Here is a 24,050-nt window from a genome sequence, read left to right as displayed (position 1 = left end):
GACCGGTGAACGTTGGGGTGGACGGGATACCCGGCATACCCGAGCTGCGGAGTCACTCGCCAGCGCGTCCAGGTGCTTCGTGCCGCTTCGGTGAGACGCCGAATGTCAGCTGGCGATCGCCGATCTGGGGAAGGCGAAGTGCGTGCGCACCCCGGGGCTGAACGCCACATGGTCGGGTGGGCGGGAAGTCAGGCCCGGCAACCCCACCGATGCCACGAGCTCGTCGTTCAGGACCAGCACTTCGGCGTCGTGCACCGGCCACACCTCGTGGCGGTTGGGCACGAACAGCGTCCGGCCCCACCAGTGCACGTGCAGTCCCCACCGTGCGCTGAGGAACTCGTCGAGCTCGGTGCTCTGACGCCTTGCTCCCGCACGGATGACCACATGGCTCTCGGCCGACCTCCCGGGATGGCGCAGGCTCGCGTCATACGAGTGCACGTCGCCGCTCACCCCGTAGCGCATCCGTGCCCAGCGGTAGGGCAACCCGAACGCCACGCGGGCACCGACCACCACCGCCGCCCGGTCAGCGTCGAGACTGAGGAACACGATGCCGCGGCGTCCCGTGTCATCGACTGAATACAACCGCACGTTGGTCTCCAGGAACGACCCCAGCCAAGGGATCCCCGGACCGCGGGCGATGCCAGCACCGACCATCCGGAACGGGATCAGCCCGACGTAGGTGACGCCGTCAAGGGTGTCGGGGCGGACGCCGGGCGGCATGAGGTGCGCAACCCGGTCCGGGTCGACGGCCCAGTGCAGGAACGTCAGGTCCCGCCAGCTCTGGTTCATCATGACGCGGCCAGTCAGCTCTGGCGCCTCCGGGGAGACGGGCTCGACACCTGGGTCGTTCACGCTTCCACCTTAAGCACGCCGCAGAAGGGTGCAGTACCCCCGGAGCCGCCTCACCAACTGACGAGCTCGCTGCGTGCTTGGGCTTCACGCAGCTCGTTGCCTCCTGACGGTCTCAAACCCGCGTCACACCGGCTCCCTTCTGTTGTCAACCGGCCGGTTCTAGGTGCTTAGTGGGCTCGGTCTTTCGCAGCGCGGCTGTCGCGCGTAGCGTCCTTGGTGCGGGTCCGGGAAGTGGCTGATCCGAAGTGCCGGTGTGCGGGTGCGAGCCGGTCGCGCTGGATGTATGAGACGCCCCGCGTTGCCCTCCCGGGCCCGCCTCTTTGCCCGTGGCTTGGGCGGGTGAGGCATCGGCGACCAGCTGTCGATAGATGACGTCGGAGATCCTTCGCTTGAGGCAGCGCAGTGCCTCGAGGGGTTTCTTGCCCTCGGCGCGCTTGCGCCGGTAGTAGGTCCGCCCGTCGGTGTCGAGCCGGAGCTGGGTGATCGCGGCGATGTGGATCATGTGGTTGACCCGGCGGTTACCCGCTCGGGAGAGACGGTGCCGGTTGTTCTCCCCGGAGGAGGCGTCCAGCGGTGCGGTGCCGGTCCAGGACGCGAACCGGTTGCGGTCAGCGAACCGGGCGATGTCGCCGACGTCAGCCAGGACACGGGCGGCGACCACAGGTCCGATGCCGGGGATGTCCGTCAGGTGTGAGCCGCGGGCCTGGATGATCGCCTTCAGCTCGGCGGTGGCCTTCTTCATCTTGGCCTCGACCGCGACCAGTTCGGCGAGCTCCTCTGCTGCTATCCGGCGGCGGGTCTTGCCGGCGACGTCACGCGGGCGAACTGAGGCGAGCATGCGCTTGGCCTGACCGGTGGTGATGTCCTTCTTCGCCTGCCCGGGAAGCAATTCCGCGAGCAGGGCTTGGAGCCGATCGACGCTCTGGACCCGTCGCCGGGTCAACGCCTCACGGCGGTCCACGAGCAACCTGAGCGCCTCCAGCTCACCGTCGACCTGCAGCACCCGAAGGCCCGAAGTGCGCACCGCGACCATCGCGATCGAGTGTGCGTCGTGGGCATCGGTCTTGCGGTTGTGGCCGGTGTCGAAGAGCCGGACCCGGGCGGCGAGCTTGGCCGGGACGTCCACGACATGCTCCCCTGATTCCAGGAGCCGCTGCGCCAGGGGGCGTCCGACACCGTTGGCGCCCTCGACCGCCCACACCCGGTCCGGCCACGCCTTGGCGTAGGTTCGCATCGCGGTGTAGCCGGCCCGGTCGGTGGTGAACCGGCCCGAACCGAGACGCCGTTCATGATCGTTAACGACCTCGATCGTCGCCGACAGCTTGTGGGGATCGACCCCGATGACAACACGTTCCATGTGCCGCTCCTACCTTGCTCGTACCCGATGTGGACGGCGAGGTGGGCAGTGCTACTACGAGCAGGGCAGTCCCTTCTTGAGCCACGCCTCGTCACGGCGCCCGGCGGGCAGCAGTCCGATAGTGAGCCACACCGACAAAGCGGTGGGCAGCCCAATAGAGAGCGTCCCGCCGAGCACCTGGACCGAGTCTGGCCAGACGCCGGCCCTACCAGCAATCGTCTAGTAGCCCACTATGGGCGTCCCCCTTCGCCCGCCGCGACCGGGTGCGGGTGTCAGGCGGTCCTTCACACTGCGTGCTCGCCGCGGTCGCGCCGGCGGCCAGGGCTCGAACCACAACCGGGGATAGCCGGAGACGGGATCAGCTGCCGGCAGGCCACTGAGGACAGGTGATCTCGTACGCCCGTCCCGGGAAGTACTCCTTCCACTCGGCGTGGGAGAGGTTGCGGCCGGCGATCGCGCAAGCGCGGTCCACCCACGGGCCCTGTTTGGTGTCGACGGTCCAGGTCCGGCCGTCGAGGCCGGCCACCAGCAGACCGCTGCTGTCCGGCAGGTAGGTGATCCGCGCGGCGGGTGTCAGCGACGGCAGCGAGATGGTGCCCTGGGGCGCGCCGGTGGTTCCATCGAACAGCCCGATCCTGTCGGCACGCAGCGTGGCGAACTGGGTGCCGTCCGGGGACAGGTCGAAGGTGCCGAATCTCTCGTCCCGAGGGGCCGAGGGGCCGAACCGTTTCCAGGTGGTGGCGTCGACCAACTGCATCCCAGAGTGGTCTGCGTTGATGTTGGGCATCAGGAAGCGGGTGCCGTCCGGAGACACCTCGACCTCCAAGGTCCCCGGCGGGAACGTGCCCGTGGGCGCCACCACGGCCACGGAGCCGGTGCCGAGTAGGACGCGCAGCACCGCACCGTCCCGCGCAGTGGCGAACACCGACCCGTCGGGACGCGGTACCACAGCGAGCACGGGGGTCTTCAGTTCGATCGGTGCACGAGCGGGCTTCAGGGTGGCCGCATCCAGGACCATCAAAAGGCTCTCATCGATGACGTTGACGTACACCTGGGCGCCCGACGGGCTGAAGGCCGGGACGACATCACCGGCGGGCGGGCGCTGCGCGACCAGCCGCCCCGTCGCGGCTTCCCACAACCGGAGTGTGCCCCCGTCGCGCCAAGTCAGCAGCCATCGCGAGTCGGGCGAGAAGAGGTGATACGAGTCGTTCCCGTCCTTGGGGACCTTGGCGGTCTCGCGTCCGGTCTGGTTGTCGACGAACCACATCTGGCCGAGCCGCTCGCGTACGAGCGTGCGCCCGTCGGGAGCAGGCGTGGACACGGCGTAGTCCGCAAGGTCGGAGGCCTTGCCGACGGAGAACAGGCCGCGCTCCCCGGTCAGGTCCCAGGACGTCAAGTTGTCGTCCGCGACGCTGTGGATGGTCCGGTCGTCGGCTGAGAAGTCGAGCCCCCAGGACGCGTTGCCCTCCACGAACCGGTGCCTGAGCGCTCCTGTTCCCGTGTCCCACACCAGGACGTTGCCCTTGCCGGTGGCTGCCGCGAGGAGTGAGCCGTTGTGCGAGTACTCGACCCGGAGGATTGCATCGCCGGCGTCACCGTGCAGTGTCGGGCCGACAAACTTCAATGTCGCGGTGTCCACGCGCACCACCGTGGTGCCCGTTGCGACCGCGAAGGTTGACCCGTCCGGGCTGAGAGCACCTGGCGCCAAGTCACCGATCACTTCGAGTGAGGCCGACTCGGTCGAGTCAACCAGCCGACCTGAGTCCACGTCGTACACCCGGATCGGCCGGTCCGGTTTGAGGCCCGTCACCGCGACATACAGTCGCTTGCCGTCTGGGCTCAGCTTCAGGATCGGGTACTCCGGCAGCTTCACGCTGAACACCGGCCGTGACGGGTCGGCGAGGTCCCACACGGTCGCGAAGGTCGCCTCTGCTGCCCCGGTGACTGCGTCCAACTGGTCCACTGCCGCGACCAGGCGCTGTCCGTTCGCGCTGAAGTCGAGGGCGTACTCGACCGATCCGCGCTCAGGAAACCCGCCGAGCTGTCGGTCGGCGAGGGTGCCGCCCGGCATGTCGTACAGGCGGACCGGTTGCGCGTCGATGCGAGGGGGCTTCCCGTTGTTGCCGGTCCACTGGTTCACCGCCATCGCCAACAGGTGGCCGTCCGGGGAGAAGTCGATGCCGCTTGCGGGGATGTCGTCCGGGAACGGCAGTGGTTCGAAAGTGTCGGCGTTCAGCAGGAGTAGTCCGCTGCCCTCCTCTGGCCGGCTCACCGCGAGCAGCGCACCGTTTGGGCTCGCGGCCAGGTCGACGACAAACCCCTTGGGATTGCGCAGGGACGGCAGCGACGGCGACCGCATGAGGACCGCGGTGAGGTTGTCCCAGGCTCGCACGGAGGTGTCGATCTGGAGCGCCGACACCGCAAGTAGCGGGGCGACGGACCGGTCCTGGTGCTGCAGCGCCACGGCTCCGGCCGCCCGGGCGTCCGCGAGATCGGCCGCGCTGCGGGCCCGGTCGCGGTCGCCTTCCGAGCGCTCCGCGCTGCGCACCGCCAGCACCCCGGTGACGAGCCCGAACACCGCAAGGACGGCGACCCCTGTGAGGGCCCCTCGGAGACGGCGGTTGACCCGGCGTTCGCGACGGACCCGTTCCTGCGCGGTTCGGAGCTCAGACTCCGACAAGGCGGACGACTCTGCCAGGAACGCGCACTCGATGTCGTTGAGGTCGGGCCGCGCCCTTTCCCGCCACTCCAGCGTGCGAGTGAGCCGGAGTCCACGGTAGAGCTCGCTCTCCGGGCGGTCCATGGCGTCCCACGCGTCGGCGGCGCCGACCAGGTGGTGGAACAGTCGCTGTCCCTCGACGTCGTCGTCGAGCCAGCCACGCAGCCTCGGCCAGACGCGGAACAGGGCTTCATGGGCGATCTGGACGGTGTCCCCGTCGATGCTAACGAGTCGGGCGTCGACGAGTTGCTCGACAAGCTGGAGGTGGGCCTCGTCCATCGCCAGATTGGCTCGCGACAACCGGGCCCGCACCGCGTCGCCGTCCTCGCTGGGCGTCACCAGGCGCAGGAGGAGGCTGCGAAGCCGGCCCCGCTGGGCGTCGTCCATGGAGTCGTACAACGCCTCCGCCGACTGGGCGACAGCGTGCCGGACCCCGCCGGTGTCGCGGTAGCCCGCCACGGTGAGGGTCGGCCCCTCCCTACGCGCCCAGGTCTCGCGCAGCACGTGGGAGAGCAGCGGCAGCGCGGCGGGCTCGCCTTCCACCTCACGGACGAGGAGATCAACCAGGCCCGGTTCGAGCCGGAGGCCAGCCCGCCGCGCTGGCCCCTCGACGGCGCTGCGCAGGTCCGCCTCGCCCATCGGGCCCAGCAGGTAGAGGCCTTCCTCCAGGACTCGAGCGACGTCCGGGTACGGGGCCAGGTCACCGATGTGGTCTGCGCGCAGTGAGAGCACCAGCGCCCCGCCCGCACCGACGTGGGCGGCGAGCGCGGCGAAGTACCGTTCCCGCTCCGCGGCATGGAAGCACACGGTGATGGCCTCCTCGGCCTGGTCCACGACCAGGGTCTGCCGGCCCCGGGGCTTCAGGCCGGTGAGTGAGTCCAGGGGGTGCGCTCCGGGCGTGGTCACGAACACCGATGTCCCTGCCCGGGTCAAGGCTGGGACCACCCCGGCGAGGACGAGCGAAGACTTCCCGATCCCCGAGGGCCCGACCACCGTGAGGACACCGCCGTCGCGAAGCCGACGCAGACACGCCGTTACGTCGTCCTCGCGGCCGAAGAAGGAGTCCGCGTCCTCTGCGCCGTACGGCAACAGCCCCCGATATGGACAGAACGCGCTGACCGTGTGCACCTCGGGAGGACTCAGCGTCGGGTCCTGCCGCAACAACTGCTCTTCGAGCTCGGCCAGCTCACGGCCTGGGTCGAGACCAAGCTCGTCGGCGAACATGCTCCGGGCGCGCTTCACTGCTCCGAGGGCGTCGGCCTGTCGCCCGGCCTGGTGCAGCGCGGTAGCGAGCAGCACCCAGCGTCGCTCCCGGAACGGCGCCTGGGCCACCAAGGCGCGCGCCCTCTCCAGCACCGCCTGCGCGTGCCCGGCGCCCACCTCGGCGGCCACGAGGAGCTCCTCGGCGTCCATGCGAAGTCCCTCGAGGCGGGTGGCCTCCACCCGCCCGGCCTCCCACTCGCCGAGGTCGGCCAGAGCCCTGCCGCGCCACAGGTCCAGCGCCTCGCGGACGAGGTACGACGCCCGCGCCGGATCGCCGCCCAGTGCGTCACGGGCCCCATCGAAAAGCCGTTCGAACCGCCGGTGGTCGACCTCGTCGTCGGTCAGCGTGAGGCGATACCCCCACGAGCCGGACTCAATGGCCGCGGCGCCCAGCACCTTGCGCAGGCGTACGACGCAACCCTGAACGAGTTTGACCGACGAAGCGGGCGGGTCGTCACCCCACAACGCGTCGGCCAAGGCGTCGGCGCTCACGGGGTGGCCGCGACCAACGACCAGCGCCGAGACCACCACGCGGTCCCTCGGGCTGAGTCCGTTCGTCCGGCCGTCCACGTCAAGCGGGCCGAGCACGGCGATACCCATGCCTCCCACTGTCGACCTCCACCGGAGTGCCGTCAACGGCGCCGATACCCAACCGATACCGCTCCGCGGCCGGGCAAATACCGGCGGAGTGCCTGCTGAACCCAACGGCTACCGAAAAGCGGTTCCGCACCACAAGGAGAAGGACAAATGACAATGCCACAGACCAGGTATAAGGCCGCCGCAATCGCGGCACTCGCAGTTCTCGCCTCCTGCTCGAACGGCGACTCCCCGGCCCAAACCGGGCCATCCCCGACCAGCAGCGGGACGACCACCAACACAGCGCCTGGCACCGACTACACCGTGGTCGCCGAGACTTACCTGGAAGGACCCGGCCGCTGGGCCATGCCCGCCGCCGGCGACCCCAAGGCGCCGCTGGCCGTTCTCGACGTGCCGGCGGGGTACCAGGGCAAGGAGGACTACGTCTGGACCCACGACGAGCTCGACCTCAAAGAGAACCAAGGACAAATCCTCTACCGGGCGCCCACGCGCGTCCTCAACGACCCATGCGACATCGACGGGCCATCCCCACGGCTGGGCCCAACCGTCGAGGATCTGGCCGAAGCGCTGGTCGCGCAGGAGCGGACCACCACGACCCAACCGCTCCCCGCAACCCTCGGCGGCTACCGCGGCCTGTACCTCGAGCTGAGCTCCTCCGAAGGAGGCAAGGCCTGTGGTCCCGACGGCGAAATGGTCCTCTGGGAGGCCGGCGATGAGGGGCGCGTGTTCGAGTACCCAGCGACCGACCGGTACTGGATCCTCGACATCGAAGGCCGACGCGTCCTCGTCACCGCCTCGACTCCGATCGGCGCCAGCAGCGAGTCCGTGAAGCGAGTCACCGATGTGGCCGAGGCAATCACCTTCGTCAAGCCGGCGCCCTGATCACGCCGTGGTGAAGGCGAAGTACCCGATCTCGCGCGTTGGTGACTCGCGTCTTACCGCCGCGAATGGCCTCAGCCGGCGGGCTACCTCCCCGTCAGGGCAGATCAGATTTTGAGCCCGCGAGTTACGCTCCGGCGAGATGTACATGGACTCATAGGGCGCGGCTCTAGGAAGGAACGACGGCGATGCCAGCACAGGAAGCGTGGCCCACGCTTGGCGAGTTGCTTCAGGAAGAGTCGGAGACCGTCCTTCCTGCCCTTTCGGAGAAGGTGGCGTACGACCTCGGTCGGCGCGCGACGGATGCTGCTTGGGATGAGGGTCTGACCGTGGTGGTTGGTATCTGGCGGGGCGACCACCAGTTGTTCCATTCCGCCCTCCCGGGTTCGACCCAGGACAACGACGAGTGGTTGCAGCGCAAGGGCCGAACCGTCAGGCGCTTCGAGCACTCGTCGCTCTACATGGGCCAGCTCTGCCGGGACGCAAACACCACCCTGTCCGAGAAGTTCCTGTTGCCGAACTCTGAGTACGCGGCGCACGGAGGCGCAGTCCCGCTTCGCGTTCGCGACGCGGGCGTCGTGGGCTGGATGGGCGTGTCCGGGTTGCCACAGCTCGACGACCACAGGTTCGTGGTGCGCATCCTCCGGGATCACCTAAGCGCCTCGCTCAGCAGATAGTCGCCGCCATGGCACGCCGGCACGAATCGCGTTCTTGGCTGGACTACTGCCCAGGGTCATCGGTCGACCAGTAGACGGTGGCGCTCCACCAGACCCCGTGCTCATTCACTGAGTCGCCGCTCAGGGTGACGTCGAGGATGTCTTCACTATTGACGCCCTCAGCCTCGATGGCGTCAGCAACGCGACGCAGGAGAAGGACCACGTCAGGTCCTGTCGGACCTTCAGGGTTCGAGAGACTGAAGTGCCGCGCGGGGTAGCTGCCCATGGCCGCGAGTCTCGCACTGGCCTGATTAGCGACGCGAGGTGCGCGCACTGGACGTCAGAACCGCTGCCACGGCCGTGATGATCGCTCCGAGGCTCACGAAGAAATATCCGGGTCCTGGCAGCGGAATCAGGGCGAGTCCAAGGGCCACGAGCCCGAGACCAGCTGCTAGCAGTGCAACCTGCCAGGTCATCCGCCGGCTACTTTGGACGCGTTCATGCCTTCACAGAGCCCCGAGCCGAGATGAAGGAGTCGACGCAGCGCCGCACGTCCGCTTCGGAGTGAGCAGCACTGAGCTGCACCCGAATTCGCGCCTTGCCCTTGGGAACCACCGGGAACGAGAACGGGATGACATAGACCCCGTCAGCCAGCATCCGATCAGCAACCTCAGCCGCAAGCCGGGCGCCGTCCTCACCCGGGAACATCACCGGCGTGATCGGGTGCGACCCCGGCAGCAGCTCGAAGCCAGCCGACGTCATCAGCTCACGGAACAGCGTGGTGTTCGCGACCAGCTGTTCCCGAGCCTCTGACGACGTGTCCACCAGCTCCAACGCCTTCAACGACCCCGCCACAACTCCAGGGGCCACCGAGTTCGAGAACAGGTACGGCCGCGAGCGCTGACGCAGCAGATCCACGATCTCCTGGTGCGCCGCGACGTAGCCACCCGAGGCACCACCCAGTGCCTTGCCCAACGTCCCCGTCACCATGTCGACGCGGTCCTGCACCCCGAACAGCTCCGGCGTCCCCCGCCCGTTCGGCCCGACGAACCCGACAGCGTGCGAGTCGTCCACGAGCACCATCGCCTCGAACTCATCCGCCAGGTCACAGATCTCGTCCAAAGGCGCAAAGAACCCGTCCATCGAGAACACGCCATCGGTCACGATGACCTTGCGACGAGCCCCAGCCGCGACAGCCGCCTCGAGCTGCACCCGAAGGTCCGCCATGTCCGCGTTCATGTAGCGATACCGCGCAGCCTTGCTCAGCCGCACCCCGTCGATGATCGACGCGTGGTTGAGCTCATCGCTGATGATCGCGTCCTCCGCGCCGAACAGCACCTCGAACACTCCCCCGTTGGCGTCGAAGCACGACGAATACAGGATCGTCGCCTCCGTCCCGAGGAACGTGCTCAGCGCCCGCTCGAGCACCGAGTGCTGCGTCTGCGTGCCACAGATGAACCGCACCGACGCCATCCCGAAGCCCCACTCGTCGAGCGCCTTCTTCGACGCCTCGACAACCTCCGGGTGGTCCGCGAACCCGAGGTAGTTGTTGGCGCAGAAGTTCAGCGCCTCACCACCACTCGTCCCCACGTGCGACGACTGCGGCGTGGTCAGCTCACGCTCGCGCTTGAAGAGGCCTGCCGCCTCGATCTCAGCCAACGTCGCAGCGAGCTCGGCCTTCACGGATCCGTACACGGCATACCTCTCGTTTGTTCGTCAAAGACGGAAGCCAGCGTATTCCGCCTCCTCGGGTGAGGGAACGGTGGCCGACCGAGCCACGCTCTAGAGAATCCACCCGTTGGGGGTTAGAGTATTTACCTGTTACAGACAAGAGTATTCACCTGTTAACGAGGGTTTCCACCGTCCACGCACACTCAGGCCAGGGAGTTCAGCATGCCGACCTACCGTCCCCGAGTTGTTGATCGCGAACTCGAAGACCGGATGCAATACGCCGGCGCCGTCCTGATGGAAGGACCCAAAGCCTGCGGCAAGACAGCGACCGCAGAACGTGTCGCGACCACAACGTTTCGTCTCGATACTGACGACGGCGCTCGCGCCCTGGTCGATGCCGCCCCCGAGGCCCTCCTGGGCGCAGCGCCCCCGGTGCTCTTCGATGAGTGGCAAGTGGCACCCAAGCTCTGGAACCTCGTGCGTCGCGAGGTCGACGACCTCGGTGGAGCGCCCGGCACATTCGTCCTGACCGGCTCGGCGACACCCGTGGATGATGCCCAACGCCACACCGGCGCGGGGAGGTATTCGATGCTCCGCATGCGGCCTATGAGCCTCTTCGAGACGGGCGTATCCACCGGGCAGGTGTCACTCAGCAAGCTCTTCGACGGTGACTTCACCCCGAGCCTCGACCCGGGTGTGACGGTGCCGGCCCTCGTGGATTGCATCGTCAGCGGAGGGTGGCCCTCACTCATCGATGCGCCTCTCCGCGTGGCCCAACAGTGGGTCCGCGACTATCTGCGCACCATCGTGGAAGTAGACATGCCCCAGATGGGTGTCCGCCGTGATCCGGAGACGCTCCGACGACTCCTCGCGTCGGTCGCTCGTGGCACGGGCACGGACATGAGCGCCCAGGCCATCGCCACGGACATCGCCGGCGCCGATCGGTCGATTCAACGCGACACCGTCGCTGGGTACCTCGACGTCCTGAATCGACTGATGATCACCGAAGACGTGCCAGCCTGGTCTCCTCACATGCGCTCCACGACCCAACTGCGGAAGACGCCAACGAGGTTCATGACCGACCCGTCCCTGTCCGTCGCCGCCCTCGGCGTGGGTCCCGAACAGTTGTTGCTCGACCTCAACGCAACCGGCTTCCACTTTGAAGGCTTGGCAGTGCGCGACCTCCGCGTCTACGCCCAGCCCTTGGGTGGCCGACTCTCCCACTGGCGCGACAACAACCAGCACAAAGTCGACATCATCATCACTCTTGACGACGGGCGCTGGGGAGCCCTCGAAGTGAAGATGAATCCCAGTGCTGTCGATACAGCTGCGGCATCGCTACTGCGATTCCAAGACAAGGTGGATACGGCGAAGACAGGGGCGCCGGCGTTCCTCGGTGTCCTCACCACGCGTTCTGCCGCGCTACGCCGTGGGGACGGCGTCTATGTCCTCCCGATCGCGTCTCTCGGTCCTTGATCGACGAGCCCTGGTCCTCCAGTCGCGTTCCTCCTGTCTGGCGATTACCTTCGACGCATGCTGCGCATGCGAAAGCCCACGACCCTCCTCATGGGTGCGGCGTTGGCGCTCGCCCTGACCGCCTGTGGCTCCGAGTCCAACGACAGCGCCGAGGGTTCGACGCCCACGACCACCAGCAGCGCGAGCGATGCCGCGACTCCGTCGGGCACGACCCCGGCACCCAAGAACAGCGGCATCGTCCCGGACGCGACGTGGGCCGGCGTCATCAAGAAGGTCGTCCCGCCGCTGGCGAACAAGAGTGACGACGAAGTTGCGTCGGCCGCCAAGAAGATCTGCACCGACTTCGAGGCCAGCCCGACCGACGCCTCGGCTGACGCCATCCTCAAGGGCCTGGAGACCAGCCTGGGACTCGACTCCACGCAGACCCAGATCTTCGGATCCGCCGCCGTCACCCACTTCTGCACTCCTCAGACCGATGCCTGGACCAAGGCCTCCATCGGCTGACGTCAGTTCGATTCCGTCGACCTCGAAGTCGAGGTGCAGCCGAACCTTGCCCTGCTTGGGTTCCGCGACCGGCTGGAACAACAGCCGCGGCAGCGCATCCCCGCGCCGGCCGAGGTAGACCAACCGCCCTGCGACGGACCGCGCTCATGACCGAGCAGCGCGCTCCAGAACGTCGCCACCAAATCCACGTCGACCAATCGACGGTCACACCGGTTCGCCTGATTTTCAACGTATGCCGTCCGCCCACCTTCGGTCTTATTGCCGGTGCGCGCGTGGGCCTGATCGCGAGTCGCGTCCCACCACTCATTGTTGTGCAGGCGGCGCCGACGATCCGGCCCCAGTACCGATTGCGACGAAGGCACAGTGGTCACCCGGCCCGCCACCACGTGAGTTGCGTTGGGAGAGAACAGCCTGGCGGAGGGCTTGCGCCGGGCCGAGGTCGAGCAGGTGGTCGCTCACGTCGGCCATGAGCGAGGCACTGACAGCGTCGTCCACCGCCCACTGCGGGGCGATGACGGTGCTGGCGCCAGCCTCGAGCAGGGCCGGGACTAGGCCGTACGGCTCACCACCGGGCCCCACTCGGTAGGCGCCGCCGTTGCAGAGGCTGAGCGTCGCGCACCACGTGCGACCCAGCGGCAGACGACGCAGCTCGTCTGCGGTGACGCGCCCGGAGTGGGAGAGACCCGGCGCAAGCTGGAAGCCCTGGTCGAAGAGCGCGGACTCGTCGGGAAAGGACCCGTGCGTCGCGATGTGCAGTACCCCGGCGTCCGCGGCCCCGTCGATGAGGGTCGCGAAGGACGCACGGGCTCCGGTCTGGGCGGTGCCGGACAGTCCGCGCGCCGACCACTGGTGCTCGAGGTGGGCGACCTCGGCCGCGCTGCCCGGCAGACGCGGCAGTCCCTCACCCGGTGCCGTGATCGGGTCGCCGAGGGCAAGCAGCTGGCCCACCGGTGGGGTTCCGCGCCCGAGGAGGTGCATCCAGGTCGACGCACTCGGCACCAGTGTTACCGCCGCGTCGTCCAGCAGCCAGCGGCCGCTGGGGTCCTGCAGGGCCATCCACGGCAGCAGGTGCAACGGCCCGGCCGGGACCACGAGCCAGCGTTCGCGACCGCTGGTCAGCCCGCTGTCGAGCACGGGCTGCACCAGCACGCCGTGCAGGTTGACGAGTCGGGCCACGAGCCGGTCCAGGTCGGCGGGCTCCTCCAGCTCGGCCCGGACAGAGGCGACCGCCATCGACAGGGGCGTGTAGTCCACCGGCGCGCGACCGTCGATCGAGAGGCTTCCCTTGAACCCCGCGTCGTCGGGGTCAGCGCCCGGTAGGGGGACCACAACCGCGTCTTCCGCGGTCACCACCACCACATGTGGCGGCGCCGCCAGCCGGGCCGGGACGATGTAACGCACCAGCACCTGGTCCGGCTCCAGCTGCACCTGAACCGCCTCCAGGGGAGGGGGCGACGCGACACCGGTGAATCCCACACCGAGCTCGGTATACCGGCTCTCCAACCGGCCGATGACCTCAGCGCGCTGCCCCACCTCCTCTGGCGTGGCGCCGAACGGCAGCGCACTGACCAGCCGCAGCTGGCGGCCGGTCGCGGAGTCCTGGGCGACCGGCTCGTATGCCGTCGCCTCACGTTCCAACGCGCGTGAGACCGCGTCGCCGATGGGCGAACCGAGGAGTCCGGCGATCCCGTCCACGAGCGTTCGGGCGCTGCTCGCCTCGACGAGGGCGAAAACCCGTCCGACGTCTGGCACCTCAGGCCACGGCTTCCACAGCTCGCGGCCGATGGTCTCGCCGGCGACGTCGTCGCCGGTCGCCGACGCCGCGAGGCGACCCAGCCGGCTGCGGGCGGCCCGTCGGGGGGCGTCCAGCGAGTCGGCGACCCGGTCCGCCAGCCAGCCGGGCAGCGGCTCGGAGCTGGCCTCCCAGGCCCGGGTCATCGCCAAGGCGAGCCGCACGGCCTTGTCCGGGCCGCCACGCTCGTCGACGAACGGCACCGACGCCGGCACGAGGTCAGCCAGCGAGACAACCAGGGCCAGTGCGACGGCGGCGTCGTCGGCGCCGGGCTCGAGCAGACGCTGGTCGGTGAGGTTCTCCAGGACCAGGGTCGCCAGCGACGCCCAGGTCATCCGCAGGGCCACGGGCGAGGACCGGTCCAGCGCCTGACCGGCGGCGGTGGTGTCACGAAGGGCGACCCGGACCAGCTCGGGATGCCCGAACACCGCGGTCGGGTCGGGTCCCGCGCCCGGTGAGCCGGGCGCCGGCGAGGCCTCCTCGAGGGCGGCGAACCACGCGCACTCCGCCGCCGTCACCAGGGCCAGGGCCAGCGGCCCGCGCAACTTGGCCGCGTGGGCGGGTCCGACCACGGTCCACGCCGCTGCTCGAGCGGCGAGGTACTGCTCAGCCGTCGTGGCGTCGACGAAGGCTCGCCGGGCCAGCTGCACCTGCGCCCTCAACTGCTCGGCGGAGGCGAGCGCGGCCGAGTCCGGCTCGTCGCGGGCGGGCGGCACCGGGGCCACCGGGGTCTCAGCCATCGCTGGCCCCCGCGGTCAGCCAGGCCTGCAGCTGGGCGCCGACCTGTGGCTGGGAGAACAGCGAGCAGTGCCAGGCCGCGTTGGTCGTGCCGAGCGACAGCCGGTGCTCGCGCGGGATCCTGAACCCCTGCTGCCCGACGATGCTCGCCACCCCACCCGTGGGGACGACGATGTCGTTGGCCTCGCTCTCGAAGACCGTGTCGACCACCCCGTCCACCCCCCGCACCAGCTGCAGGATCCGGCCGGTCGGCTCGAAGTCGACGTCGACGGCGTACTGCTCCTCGCCCTCGCCCTCGAGCCAGCCGAGCCCACCCAGGACGTCCCCGTCCGGTCGCATCGTGGCCAGGCCCGACAGCCCGCCGACGGCCCCGGAGCCGACGACCCGCACCGCGGTGAGGATGCCTGACAGGGTGTCGGTCACGACCGACCACGGGCCGTCCGGGATGAGGTTCAGCATCGTGGTCACTCGGTTGAGGAACTCACGGATCCTCGCGGGGTCGGCCAAAGGTGTCCCGTTGTTCGGGGTGGCGACGTAGACAATTCGACGCACGTCCAACGGTGCACCGTCGCTACGCATTCGGTCGGAGAGGGCCCGCGCCACGAGCCCTCCTCGGCTGTGCGACACGATGTCGACCTCGAGCCGACGGTCCGGCGGCAGGAGCTGGAGGAGTCGCTCGATGTTGGCCCCAAGGTCGTCGGACAGCGTGTGGTGGTCGAAGGCGAAGACCCGTCCGCCGTAGGCCGCGTGCAGGGGCGCGAAGCTCTCGCCGAGACCGGCGAACGCGGAGTGACTGGAGCTGGCGGTCCCGTGCAGCAGCAGCAGTGCCCGCCCCCGACCGAGCCGGTCCCAGCCGGTCCCGTCGAGCGGGTCGGCCGCCTTGACCCTGAAGCCGGTCGGGGTCATCATCCGTATGCCGTAGGGGTGAGTCGCTTCCTCCAGCGGCTTGGCGAGGTGGTCGGCGACCTTGGCAAGGCCTTTCTCCACCAACGGGAAGACCAGGACCGAGAGCAGCTTGGTCCCGATGACGGACACGACACCGCGGGTGCCGGTCTCCTCGCTGCCAGCGTCCGGCGTTCCGGCCGGACCCTCCACGCGGTCCTGTGGACGAGTCGCGACGCGGCGGCTCACCGTGAATGACGTGCGGTCCGCGAGGCCGGCCGGGCCGACGTCCGCGTCGGGGAAGTGCCAGGTGATGACGCCCTGCTCGTCGACGAGCATGAGGACCTGTCCGAAGGACCCGCCGACGCCCGGGACCGTCAGAACCATCCCGGGCTCACCGTTGTCGGCCGAGCGCACGTCGCCGCCCGCCGGAGGCGCGGGAAGCTCCTGGGCGCGGACCGAGACGGCCTGCAGCTGGCGGAAGCCGGCCTCGTCCATCGCCTCTCGTAGGGCCTGTGTCGCGTTCTCGGTCTCGCCGCGGGTGCCGCCAAGGAGGCCGTCCTCGAGCGTTGCCTCGCCGAGCAGGCCAGGGGCACGCAGGACTACCCCACCGCCGAGGTCGGCGGGGTAGCCGCGTCCGTCCAGGGGCGTGGGGCTCATGGCGTGACCTCAGGCTCGGAGTGATTGGTGGCGGCGTCGTAGTCGGGTCGGTTGGCCTCCTCGGGGCGGTTGGCCTCCTCGGGGCGGTCGGCCTGGTCTGGGTGGGCACCGTCCGGGCCGGGGTCGACCGCGGGCGGGGTCAGGCGCAGGTCGGGGTGTCCGTAAAAGACGTAGGCGAGCGGCGTGGTGGTGCCGCGCTCGCCGCCCGCATATGTCGTCCGCATCCGGCGCACCGCCTCGCCGACCGTGAACCGCTCGACGAGCGTGTGGTGGTAGAACGCGATGCTGAGGTCGTGGGCAAGGTCGTCGTCGACCTCCCAGAGCGGCGCGATGAACGCGCGGCAGCCAGAGCCGATGAACGCTCCGGCAACCCCGCCATAGGTGTTGAGCATCGATCCGGCCGTCCCGACCTTGCAAGCGTTGAGGAAGACGAGCGGCGAGGAGGTCGCCCCGAGCCGCGAGCCGTTGATGGCCGCGACGCCGAGCATCTTGGCGCTCTTGAGCTTGATGCCGGAGTACTGCTGCTGATCCAGGTTGCTGTCGCCGTGCGCGGCAACGTGCACGATGCGGGGACGGAACGGCTGGTCGGCGACCGTGAGGCTCCCGCTCATCAGCCGGTCGACCTCGGCGTCAGTGATGGCTACTGGGACGGCGCCATAGGTCTGGGCCAGGTGCCTCCCCTCGGCCACCGCGAACTTCAGCTCCGGGATCGGCTCGCCCGCGTAGTCCCCCACGACCACGGCCATCGGAGTGTCTTCCAGCGTCACCGCCGGCGGGGCGGCCGGCAGGTCGGGGCCGTGGTTCTGGGGGACCGGCCGGGGCCAGCGTCCGATCGACCACGCCAGGCCGAGGTGCACGCCGTCCGGGCCCACCAGATCGTTCCCGATGTTCTGTCCCGGATTGGCGAACGCGAGCTCCCAGGGGACGTAGGGCTCACTGGTGTAGATGAGCAGCGTGGGTACCCGCTCGGGCACGGCCCGCCAGACAGCCTCCAGCGCCTGCCAGAACGCCACCGGGATGGCCGCCGAGATCGTGCGCCCGACGCCGATCACTTCGTCGGCCAGCGTTGTTGCGCCCTTCTTGGCGGCCATGGTCGCCATGAGATGACCGGCGAACGCCTCGGCCGCGGCCTCGGTCAGCGAGGACTCCACGAGGTCGGGCAGTGGGGGCAGCGGATGGGGCGAGGTGAACTGCCACTGCAGTTCGGGCCGGCCGGGCCTGGAGAGGATGGTGACGGTCAGGTCGACGGGGTTGTCGAGGTCCACTGAGCTCGGCGAGAGACCCGTTCCGCCACTCACCGGTGGGTCCGTGGAGGAGCGGGTCGGCGCCGGGGTGACAGCCGACGCGGCGGGGGCCGATGACAGGAGCGTGGGCGCGGTGTCGGCTGGTGAAACGGGTTGCGAGGCAACGGGTTCAGAAGCTGGGACGACGCGCACGTCGTGCCAGGCGGCACCAACCACGGTGCCCTCGTAGGCGTAGATGACCTCGAGGGTGCGCATGAACGGCGCGGTCACCGGGCCCGCCGTGACGGCCACGTCGACGCTGCTCTCCCAGGGCCGGTCGCGGGCGACGAGGAGCTGCCGGCTCGCGCCTTCAGGGAAGGTGAACCCGAAGCCCGCCACCTGGACAGTGAAGCCGGTCTGCTCCGGCGCGCCGGCGATGATCACCGGGACCTCGTCCAGGGCCCGGACATGGTCGGGCGGTCGGAAGCCGATGGTGAGCTCGAACGGTGCGCCGACCGTGGTCTCGGCCGGCGCGGCCAGACAGGGGAACGCGCGGAACCTGCCGCGCGAGGGCGAGGGGTCTGGGAGAGCGGCGGCGGAGCCGGGGTCGTTCGGGGGTGGGGCACCGGAGGACGATGGAGCAGTCGGCCACGGTGGTGGTGGCGTCGCCGACGGTGTGGGAGGAGCGCTGGGTGGCGGGGCGCCCATCTCCCCAGAGCCGGCCCCGCCGCGGTCGCTGTCGGTCCGCGTCAGCACGCCCATCACCTCGCGACCGTGCAGCACGACCGACCCGGCGGGCGCTCCCTCCAACGACTCGACCGAGACCGTCATCTGCGCGGTCGACGCGCTGCCCGCGACGAAGACCGAGCGCAGGGTGACCGGCTCGCCGTCAGCGTCGGTCAGGTGGGCGGCGGACAGCACGAGGTACGCCGCCACCACGCGGTAGCTCACCGGAGTCGTCCACCGGTCGATGATCACCACGGGGAGGAACTCGGGTGCGCCGGCCAAAGCGGCTGCGGCCGCCGTGACGATCAGGTCCGCGTCGAGCGGCAGTGCCTCGCGAAGTTCCATGGCGCTCCTGGTGTCCCGGCCTCGACCGTGGCTACCCAGATTCTGGCAGTGTCCGCGTCAGGAGGACGCCAGATCGTGGAAATACCCACGGTCCCAACAGGGGACCTGCCTACCCCGACGATCGCCCGCAGCATTGTCGTCGCAGCCATCCGATGTCAGGCGACGCCCACTCACCTGCCCCCGACAGTCACCCGCCGCTGGGGTTGGGTAGCGTCGGGCGCATGTTGACTACGGGGAAGTCCATGACCAAGACCACGACCATCATCGCCAGCGCTGCGCTGGCCCTTTCACTGACCGCCTGCGGTTCGGGGAGCACCGACGCCGGTTCCGGCGACAAGGCCACGTCGCCCGCGGCGTCAGCCACCGGCAACACGAGCTCGGCGACCGCGCAGCCCTCGACCGGCACCGGTGGCACGGTGCCCGACGAGCAGTGGGCGGCCAAGTTCAAGACGGTCATCCCGCCGATGGCCAACACGAGTGACGCTGAGATTGTCACCGCCGGCAAGAAGATCTGCACGACCTTCACCGCCGACCCCACGCCGGCGACGGCCAAGGCGATCATCAAGGACGCCGAGACGACGTTCAAGCTCGACTCCGTCCAGGCCAACATGTGGGCCGGCGGCGCCGTATCCCACTTCTGCAACGACCAGGGCACCACGTTCCTCAGCGCCTCGGTGGGCTGAGGCTCTCAGGCTCGCGCGCGGAGCTCAGGCCTCGCGCGCGAGCTTGGCCGCGAACCCCACGAGGAACACCCCACTCACGGCATCGATGGCCCGACGGGTCCGACGGCGCAAAAGGGTCTGGCGCGCCTTGGAGGCACCGAGCACGATGACAGCCAGCCACGTGCCCCCGATGAGGGGCAGCATCAACGCGTGCGCGAGCCAGACGGCCACCGGCGCGGTCGGCTCGACGAACTGCGGGAGCAGCGCAAGATAGAAGACGAGCATCTTGGGATTCGTGAGGTTCGTCAGCGCTCCGGTGCGGAAGCCCTTGGCCATCCCCGCATCAACGGTGTCGTCGACGTCGGCATAGTGGCCGGCCCATGCCGAACGCAGCGCACTGACGCCGAGCCACACGAGGTAGGCGACTCCCGCCCACTTGATCGCCTGGAACAGCGGCTGCACTCGCACGATGAGCGCGCCGACGCCGACCGAGGCGAGCACGCCCTGGACCAGCGATCCGGCACAGATCCCGAGGACGGTGCCGAAGCCTGCCCGCCTCCCGGCCGCCACGGTGTTGCGCAGCGCGACGAGGACATCTACGCCAGGTGTGGCGACAACGGCCAGAACGACAACGAGGTATGCCGGGGTCATGCGTCCCAGCCTCGCATGCGGATGGTCGCTTAGCTCCAGTCGAGGACGACCTTGCCGCACTGACCCGACCGTGCGACCTCTGCGAACTGGGCCGAATACACAATCAGTCCTCCCAGTACTCGTCATTACGAGGGTCGTATGGATCGTTCCTAGAATTTAGGCTGAAATCTCCTGGTTTGGGATCGTAGTAATCGAAGTCCCCATCGCCGTCGCGATCATTCGTGAATTCAGTGCGAGTGGAATCAATATCATCGGGTATCCCATCCAGGTCCGCGTCTGGCTTGCCCCCCAGTAGTTCGGCGTTGTACTTTCGACCCATCTGCTGGCGAAGAAGACTTTCAGTCAATTGTGCCTGGCTGATGCCCGTCGGCGGAATGACCGCTGTATTGCCTGGCGGTGCGGCGTATGGCTGAGGATCAAATCCATTGATGAGCCGATCACCATCGGCATCTTCATTATTGTTCCCAAAATACGTGTCTCGGTAATCTGGGATGCCGTCCCGGTCGCTGTCAAGCGCCAAATCATTCAGCAATGGTGAGCGATCGAACCGGTTCTGAATGGAATCACGGTCATCATCGGCGAGGTCGTCTCGCCCAGGAATAGCGTCATCGCTGTTCCTGACGCCATCTTGATCGCAGTCTTCTTGGGCCATATTTCGCGCATGACATTGGATGCGCTTTATGGCGTCACTTGCCGCTTGGCTGATAACAGAGCTGCCCTGCGGCGGCTGCGGAGGCGGCGTCTCACCCGAATGAGAGCAGCCAAAAGTAGAGGCGACCATGACCACTCCACAAGCAAGCCTCCCCGATCGCTTGTAAGGTCCCGCGAGCGCGCGCATGCCTACCGCGGCTAGACCCATTTGACGCCGCAGACGGGGGCCCTCCTTGGAGGCGCCCGCGTTCGTGATCTCCGTTCCACAACTGCGGCAGGCGTAGGCACGCAGAAGGAGTCCGACCTGGCGCAGGTGGGGCATCACGGCTCTCCCATCGATGAGGGAAGGCAACCAAGCAGGATAGACACACTTGGTGACGGTTCATGTTTAGCACGCGGCTGGTGCTGGGCAGGAAGGAATCGTCGGGTTGGGGGGCCGCCGGCGCACCTGTCCCATGATGCTCCGGCGACTTAGGTCGAAGCCATCAGCTCCAGTCGAGGACGACCTTGCCGCACTGACCCGACCGCGCGACCTCGAAGCCCTTGGCCCACTCCTCCGCCGGGAAGCGGTGGGTGATGACTGACTGGACGCTCTCGCGCAGCTCGGCGCTCGTGGCGAGCATCGACCCCATGAGGTACCAGGTCTCGAACATCTCGCGCCCATAGATCCCGCGGATCGTGATCATGTGCGTGATGACCCGGCCCCAGTCGATCGGGTAGGGGTCCTTGGGCAGCCCGAGCATCGCGACGCGCGCGCCGTGGTTGAGGTTGGCCAGCATGTCCTCGACGGCCTTGGGTGCACCACTCATCTCGAGACCGATGTCGAAGCCCTCGAGCATCCCGAGCTGCTTCTGGGCCCAGGCGAGGTCCTCACCGCGGCCGACGTTGACGCAGAGGTCGGCGCCGGCTCCCTTGGCCAGAGCAAGCCGCTCATCACTCATGTCGGTGACGGCGATGCGACGGGCTCCGGCGTGACGGGCGATCGCGACGGCCATGACACCGATCGGCCCGGCACCAGTGACGACGACGTCCTCACCGATGACCGGCCACTGCAGTGCGGTGTGGGTCGCGTTGCCGAGCGGGTCGAAGATCGCGCCGAGGTCCGGGTCGAGGTCGGCAGGCTGGAGCCAGGCATTGGTCGCGGGGATGACCACGAAGTCGGCGAACGCACCGTCCCGATTGACGCCCACGCCAACGGTGTTGATGCAGAGGTGTCGCCGACCGGCTTTGCAGTTGCGACAGATCCCGCACACGAGGTGCCCCTCGCCGGAGACCCGATCGCCCACCTTGAGGTGCCCGACGAGCGTGCCGACCTCGACGACCTCGCCATAGAACTCATGACCGATCGTCATGGGTGCCTTGACGACCGACGCCGCCCAGTCATCCCACTGCTCGAGGTGGAGATCGGTGCCGCAGAGCCCTGCTCGCAGGACACGGATCTTGACGTCGGAGTCCCCACAGGTGGGTTCGGGGACGTCAATGAGCTGGAGTCCAGGACCGGCTTCGGACTTCACAAGTGCGCGCACGGCGACCATCATGCCGCGTCCCGGACTTGCCCAAGTCATGACCGCGCCGCACCCGCACCACACCCGCACCACACCCTTGCTACGGCTAACGTTGTTAGCCTATGATGGGCTAACGGCATTAGCCCAAAGCAAGCACACAGCCCGTGGAGGCCCTCATGAACAAGTGGCTCATCACTCTCACCACCACCCTCGTCGTCCTCGTCGTCGCCGCCTTCGCCCTCCACCGTGAGCAGCGGGTCGAGCGGTCCGTCGACATCGCCGCCCCACCCGAAAAGGTGTGGTCCGTCCTCACCGAATTCGCGGCATACCCGGAATGGAACCCGTTCATGCGCGAGGCGAGCGGCACACCCAAGGAGGGCGAGAAGCTGCGGATCGTCCTCAACTCGGGCGACAGCGAGATGACGTTCACGCCAACCGTGCTCGCTGCCGAGCCGGGCAAAGAACTGCGCTGGCTCGGCCGCGTCTTCGTCCCGGGCCTCCTCGACGGAGAACACTCCTTCACCCTGACGCCCATCCCCGGTGGAGTCCGTCTGACCCAGAGCGAGACCTTCTCCGGCGCGCTCGTGCCGTTCTTCGGTGGGTCCATCGACGTCGGCGACGACTTCGCCGCGATGAACCGAGCCCTCCGGGACCGAGTCGAGAGCACGGCTAACATCGCCCGATGACCTGCCCCGAGGAGTTCGACCCCGCGCGCCTCCTCACGCCGCGAGCGCGCGAGGTGCTCGACGCCGCCCGCACCGTGCTCGAGCGGCAGGGCTGGCACACCCTCACGATGCGGGTCCTCGCCGACGAGCTCGGCATCGCAGCACCCTCGCTCTACAAGCACTTCGCGAGCAAGGACGCCCTCAAGACCCAGCTCATCGCCCTGGCCCTCAAGGAGAACGGCGAAGCCCTGCGGCCGGTCACCACGGTGTCCAAGCTGGTGCGGCGCTATCGCGAGCAGGCGACAGCCAACCCGCAGCTCTATCGCCTCTCGACAGCCGGCCCCCTCGACCGGGCTGCACTGCCACCGGGACTCGAGGAGTGGTCCGGGACACCGTTCTTCGAGGCCACCGGCGACCCGCACCGGGCCCAGGCCCTCTGGGCCTCCCTCCACGGCATGGTGATCCTCGAGCTGGACGGTCGCTTCCCCACCGGCACCGCGCCCGAGACCACGTGGCGCGAGCTCGTCCGTCACTTCAGCTGACGCCGCTCCCCCTGTTCAGCCGCTCAGCCCCGGCGCAGGTCCTTGCCGAAGCACCGCACCAGCTCGGACTCCGCGTAGTGACCGAATGGCGCCACCGGCTCATAGCCCTGCGACTCATAGAGACCGATCGCATCGGGCTGCATGAGGCCGGTCTCGAGGATGAGTCGCTCCACCCCTTCGGCCCGCGCGCTCGCCTCGAGGAACGCGAGCACCTGTCGGGCATGACCCCGCCCGCGCACCCGCGCCGGCACGAACATCCGCTTGATCTCTGCCACGCGGTCCCCGTCGAAGCGCCCACTGAGGTCCGGGCGCCAGCGCCAGCCACCCATCGCCACCGGCTCACCGTCCTCGCCGCTGGGGTCTCCATAGCCATCGATGACTCCGAGGACGAAGCGGCCGTTGGGGGCAGCGAACTCGCGAGGGTCGACCGGTGACTCATCCGGCGTGCCATAGATGACGACGTAGTGGGCCTGCACCTCCGCGACGAGCGCCTGGACGCGCGGGTCGACGAAGGACACCTCAGCGAGGGTCAGCACCGAGCCACCCCGAGACGTCCGGACTGATGGCCCCTGGACCGACGAGTCGACGCAACGTGGCCTCGAGTCGATCGACCTGGGTGGCGCCCACTTCGTCCACCCATTCCTGCCGCAGGTCCTCGAGGACGGCGCCCGACCGCTGCACGAGGTCGAGGCCATGAGCGGTGAGCTGCAACGTCTTTCGGCGCGCGTCGGCCGAGTCCGCTTCGGCGAAGACATATCCCAGCGCCACGAGCTGGTCGACGGTCTTGCTCGCCGCCTGCTTGCTCACTCCCGTCGCCTGGCCGAGGGCAGTGGCCGTCGTGGCGCCGCGCGAGATCGCCTGCACCGCAAAGCCGATGGCCGGTCGCAGGCCCGGGTGCCCGTCCTCCGCAAGTCGCCGGTGCATCTCGTCGATGAGGTGGCGGAACCCGCCGAGCAGCAACAGCGGAAGCTCGTGTCCTGCCATGTCCCGAACACCTCCGCCAACTCGACTCAACCGTGATGGGCAACTCAGTT

At 68.6% G+C, this 24,050-nt stretch carries 21 protein-coding genes; 7 read left to right on the top strand and 14 right to left on the bottom strand.

Annotated features, from left to right (window positions below):
* Window positions 1–105: 105 nt before the first annotated feature.
* From V6K52_RS03205 to V6K52_RS03195, 3 genes are all read right to left on the bottom strand, one after another.
* Window positions 106–852: a DUF2071 domain-containing protein gene (locus V6K52_RS03205; RefSeq protein ID WP_353952462.1), complete on the bottom strand. Its 747-nt coding sequence runs from the start codon at window positions 850–852 to the stop codon at window positions 106–108.
* Between the two features lie 145 nt (window positions 853–997).
* Window positions 998–2,209, bottom strand: a complete 1,212-nt coding sequence (locus V6K52_RS03200; protein WP_353950462.1) for an IS110 family transposase — start codon at window positions 2,207–2,209, stop codon at window positions 998–1,000.
* Between the two features lie 358 nt (window positions 2,210–2,567).
* On the bottom strand, window positions 2,568–6,791 hold the full coding sequence (locus V6K52_RS03195) for a BTAD domain-containing putative transcriptional regulator (RefSeq protein WP_353952461.1): 4,224 nt from the start codon (window positions 6,789–6,791) through the stop codon (window positions 2,568–2,570).
* 153 nt (window positions 6,792–6,944) lie between these two features.
* Here V6K52_RS03195 and V6K52_RS03190 point away from each other — a divergent pair, with 153 nt between their 5' ends.
* A complete protein-coding gene (locus tag V6K52_RS03190) occupies window positions 6,945–7,670 on the top strand; it encodes a hypothetical protein (protein ID WP_353952460.1) in 726 nt (241 codons plus the stop codon).
* Between the two features lie 185 nt (window positions 7,671–7,855).
* The gene (locus V6K52_RS03185) at window positions 7,856–8,344 is read left to right on the top strand and encodes a heme-degrading domain-containing protein (RefSeq protein ID WP_353952459.1); all 489 of its coding nucleotides are present in this window, start codon (window positions 7,856–7,858) and stop codon (window positions 8,342–8,344) included.
* 43 nt (window positions 8,345–8,387) lie between these two features.
* On the opposite strand, the gene V6K52_RS03180 is transcribed toward V6K52_RS03185, so the two are convergent.
* Genes V6K52_RS03180 through V6K52_RS03170 form a run of 3 tightly spaced genes read right to left on the bottom strand, consistent with a single transcriptional unit; the run spans window position 8,388 to window position 10,018 of the window.
* Entirely contained in the window at window positions 8,388–8,609 is a 222-nt protein-coding gene (locus V6K52_RS03180) for a hypothetical protein (protein ID WP_353952458.1), read from the bottom strand.
* 25 nt (window positions 8,610–8,634) lie between these two features.
* Complete coding sequence (locus V6K52_RS03175; RefSeq protein ID WP_353952457.1) at window positions 8,635–8,799, bottom strand: PGPGW domain-containing protein; 165 nt, start codon at window positions 8,797–8,799, stop codon at window positions 8,635–8,637.
* 22 nt (window positions 8,800–8,821) lie between these two features.
* Window positions 8,822–10,018: a glycine C-acetyltransferase gene (locus tag V6K52_RS03170; RefSeq protein ID WP_353952456.1), complete on the bottom strand. Its 1,197-nt coding sequence runs from the start codon at window positions 10,016–10,018 to the stop codon at window positions 8,822–8,824.
* Between the two features lie 198 nt (window positions 10,019–10,216).
* On the opposite strand from V6K52_RS03170, the gene V6K52_RS03165 reads away from it, so the two are divergent.
* Both V6K52_RS03165 and V6K52_RS03160 read left to right on the top strand, forming a co-directional pair.
* Complete coding sequence (locus V6K52_RS03165) at window positions 10,217–11,470, top strand: DUF4143 domain-containing protein (protein ID WP_353952455.1); 1,254 nt, start codon at window positions 10,217–10,219, stop codon at window positions 11,468–11,470.
* A gap of 57 nt (window positions 11,471–11,527) precedes the next feature.
* Window positions 11,528–11,974 (top strand): DUF732 domain-containing protein, encoded by a 447-nt coding sequence (locus tag V6K52_RS03160; protein ID WP_353952454.1) that lies wholly within the window; start codon window positions 11,528–11,530, stop codon window positions 11,972–11,974.
* Between the two features lie 303 nt (window positions 11,975–12,277).
* On the opposite strand, the gene V6K52_RS03155 is transcribed toward V6K52_RS03160, so the two are convergent.
* The 3 genes from V6K52_RS03155 to V6K52_RS03145 are packed head-to-tail and all read right to left on the bottom strand — an operon-like array spanning window position 12,278 to window position 18,340.
* Window positions 12,278–14,506, bottom strand: a complete 2,229-nt coding sequence (locus tag V6K52_RS03155; RefSeq protein ID WP_353952453.1) for a CHAT domain-containing protein — start codon at window positions 14,504–14,506, stop codon at window positions 12,278–12,280.
* Complete coding sequence (locus V6K52_RS03150; protein WP_353952452.1) at window positions 14,499–16,046, bottom strand: hypothetical protein; 1,548 nt, start codon at window positions 16,044–16,046, stop codon at window positions 14,499–14,501. The genes V6K52_RS03155 and V6K52_RS03150 overlap by 8 nt, the downstream gene beginning before the upstream one ends.
* Window positions 16,043–18,340, bottom strand: coding sequence for a CHAT domain-containing protein (locus tag V6K52_RS03145; RefSeq protein ID WP_353952451.1), 2,298 nt, complete (start codon window positions 18,338–18,340; stop codon window positions 16,043–16,045). Before V6K52_RS03145 ends, V6K52_RS03150 begins: the two co-directional genes overlap by 4 nt.
* Before the next feature lie 242 nt (window positions 18,341–18,582).
* On the opposite strand from V6K52_RS03145, the gene V6K52_RS03140 reads away from it, so the two are divergent.
* Window positions 18,583–19,023: a hypothetical protein gene (locus tag V6K52_RS03140; RefSeq protein ID WP_353952450.1), complete on the top strand. Its 441-nt coding sequence runs from the start codon at window positions 18,583–18,585 to the stop codon at window positions 19,021–19,023.
* Between the two features lie 24 nt (window positions 19,024–19,047).
* On the opposite strand, the gene V6K52_RS03135 is transcribed toward V6K52_RS03140, so the two are convergent.
* The 3 genes from V6K52_RS03135 to tdh form a co-directional block, all read right to left on the bottom strand.
* Window positions 19,048–19,653 carry a LysE family translocator gene (locus V6K52_RS03135; protein ID WP_353952449.1) on the bottom strand — a complete coding sequence of 202 codons (606 nt, stop codon included), beginning with the start codon at window positions 19,651–19,653 and terminating at the stop codon, window positions 19,048–19,050.
* 103 nt (window positions 19,654–19,756) lie between these two features.
* Window positions 19,757–20,434 (bottom strand): hypothetical protein, encoded by a 678-nt coding sequence (locus tag V6K52_RS03130; protein WP_353952448.1) that lies wholly within the window; start codon window positions 20,432–20,434, stop codon window positions 19,757–19,759.
* Window positions 20,435–20,789: 355 nt separating this feature from the next.
* A complete protein-coding gene (gene tdh / locus V6K52_RS03125) occupies window positions 20,790–21,830 on the bottom strand; it encodes an L-threonine 3-dehydrogenase (protein ID WP_353952447.1) in 1,041 nt (346 codons plus the stop codon).
* 155 nt (window positions 21,831–21,985) lie between these two features.
* Between tdh and V6K52_RS03120 the strand changes: the two genes are divergently transcribed.
* Together V6K52_RS03120 and V6K52_RS03115 are read left to right on the top strand one after the other, a co-directional pair.
* Entirely contained in the window at window positions 21,986–22,495 is a 510-nt protein-coding gene (locus tag V6K52_RS03120; RefSeq protein WP_353952446.1) for an SRPBCC domain-containing protein, read from the top strand.
* Window positions 22,492–23,016: a TetR/AcrR family transcriptional regulator gene (locus V6K52_RS03115; RefSeq protein WP_353952445.1), complete on the top strand. Its 525-nt coding sequence runs from the start codon at window positions 22,492–22,494 to the stop codon at window positions 23,014–23,016. The genes V6K52_RS03120 and V6K52_RS03115 overlap by 4 nt, the downstream gene beginning before the upstream one ends.
* Before the next feature lie 23 nt (window positions 23,017–23,039).
* On the opposite strand, the gene V6K52_RS03110 is transcribed toward V6K52_RS03115, so the two are convergent.
* Together V6K52_RS03110 and V6K52_RS03105 are read right to left on the bottom strand one after the other, a co-directional pair.
* Window positions 23,040–23,552, bottom strand: a complete 513-nt coding sequence (locus tag V6K52_RS03110) for a GNAT family N-acetyltransferase (RefSeq protein ID WP_353952444.1) — start codon at window positions 23,550–23,552, stop codon at window positions 23,040–23,042.
* On the bottom strand, window positions 23,536–24,000 hold the full coding sequence (locus V6K52_RS03105) for a MarR family winged helix-turn-helix transcriptional regulator (protein ID WP_353952443.1): 465 nt from the start codon (window positions 23,998–24,000) through the stop codon (window positions 23,536–23,538). Before V6K52_RS03105 ends, V6K52_RS03110 begins: the two co-directional genes overlap by 17 nt.
* Window positions 24,001–24,050: the final 50 nt, after the last annotated feature.

The organism is Knoellia sp. S7-12 (assembly GCF_040518285.1).
Classification (GTDB): Bacteria; Actinomycetota; Actinomycetes; order Actinomycetales; family Dermatophilaceae; genus Knoellia.
This window is presented reverse-complemented; position numbering and strand designations above follow the sequence as displayed.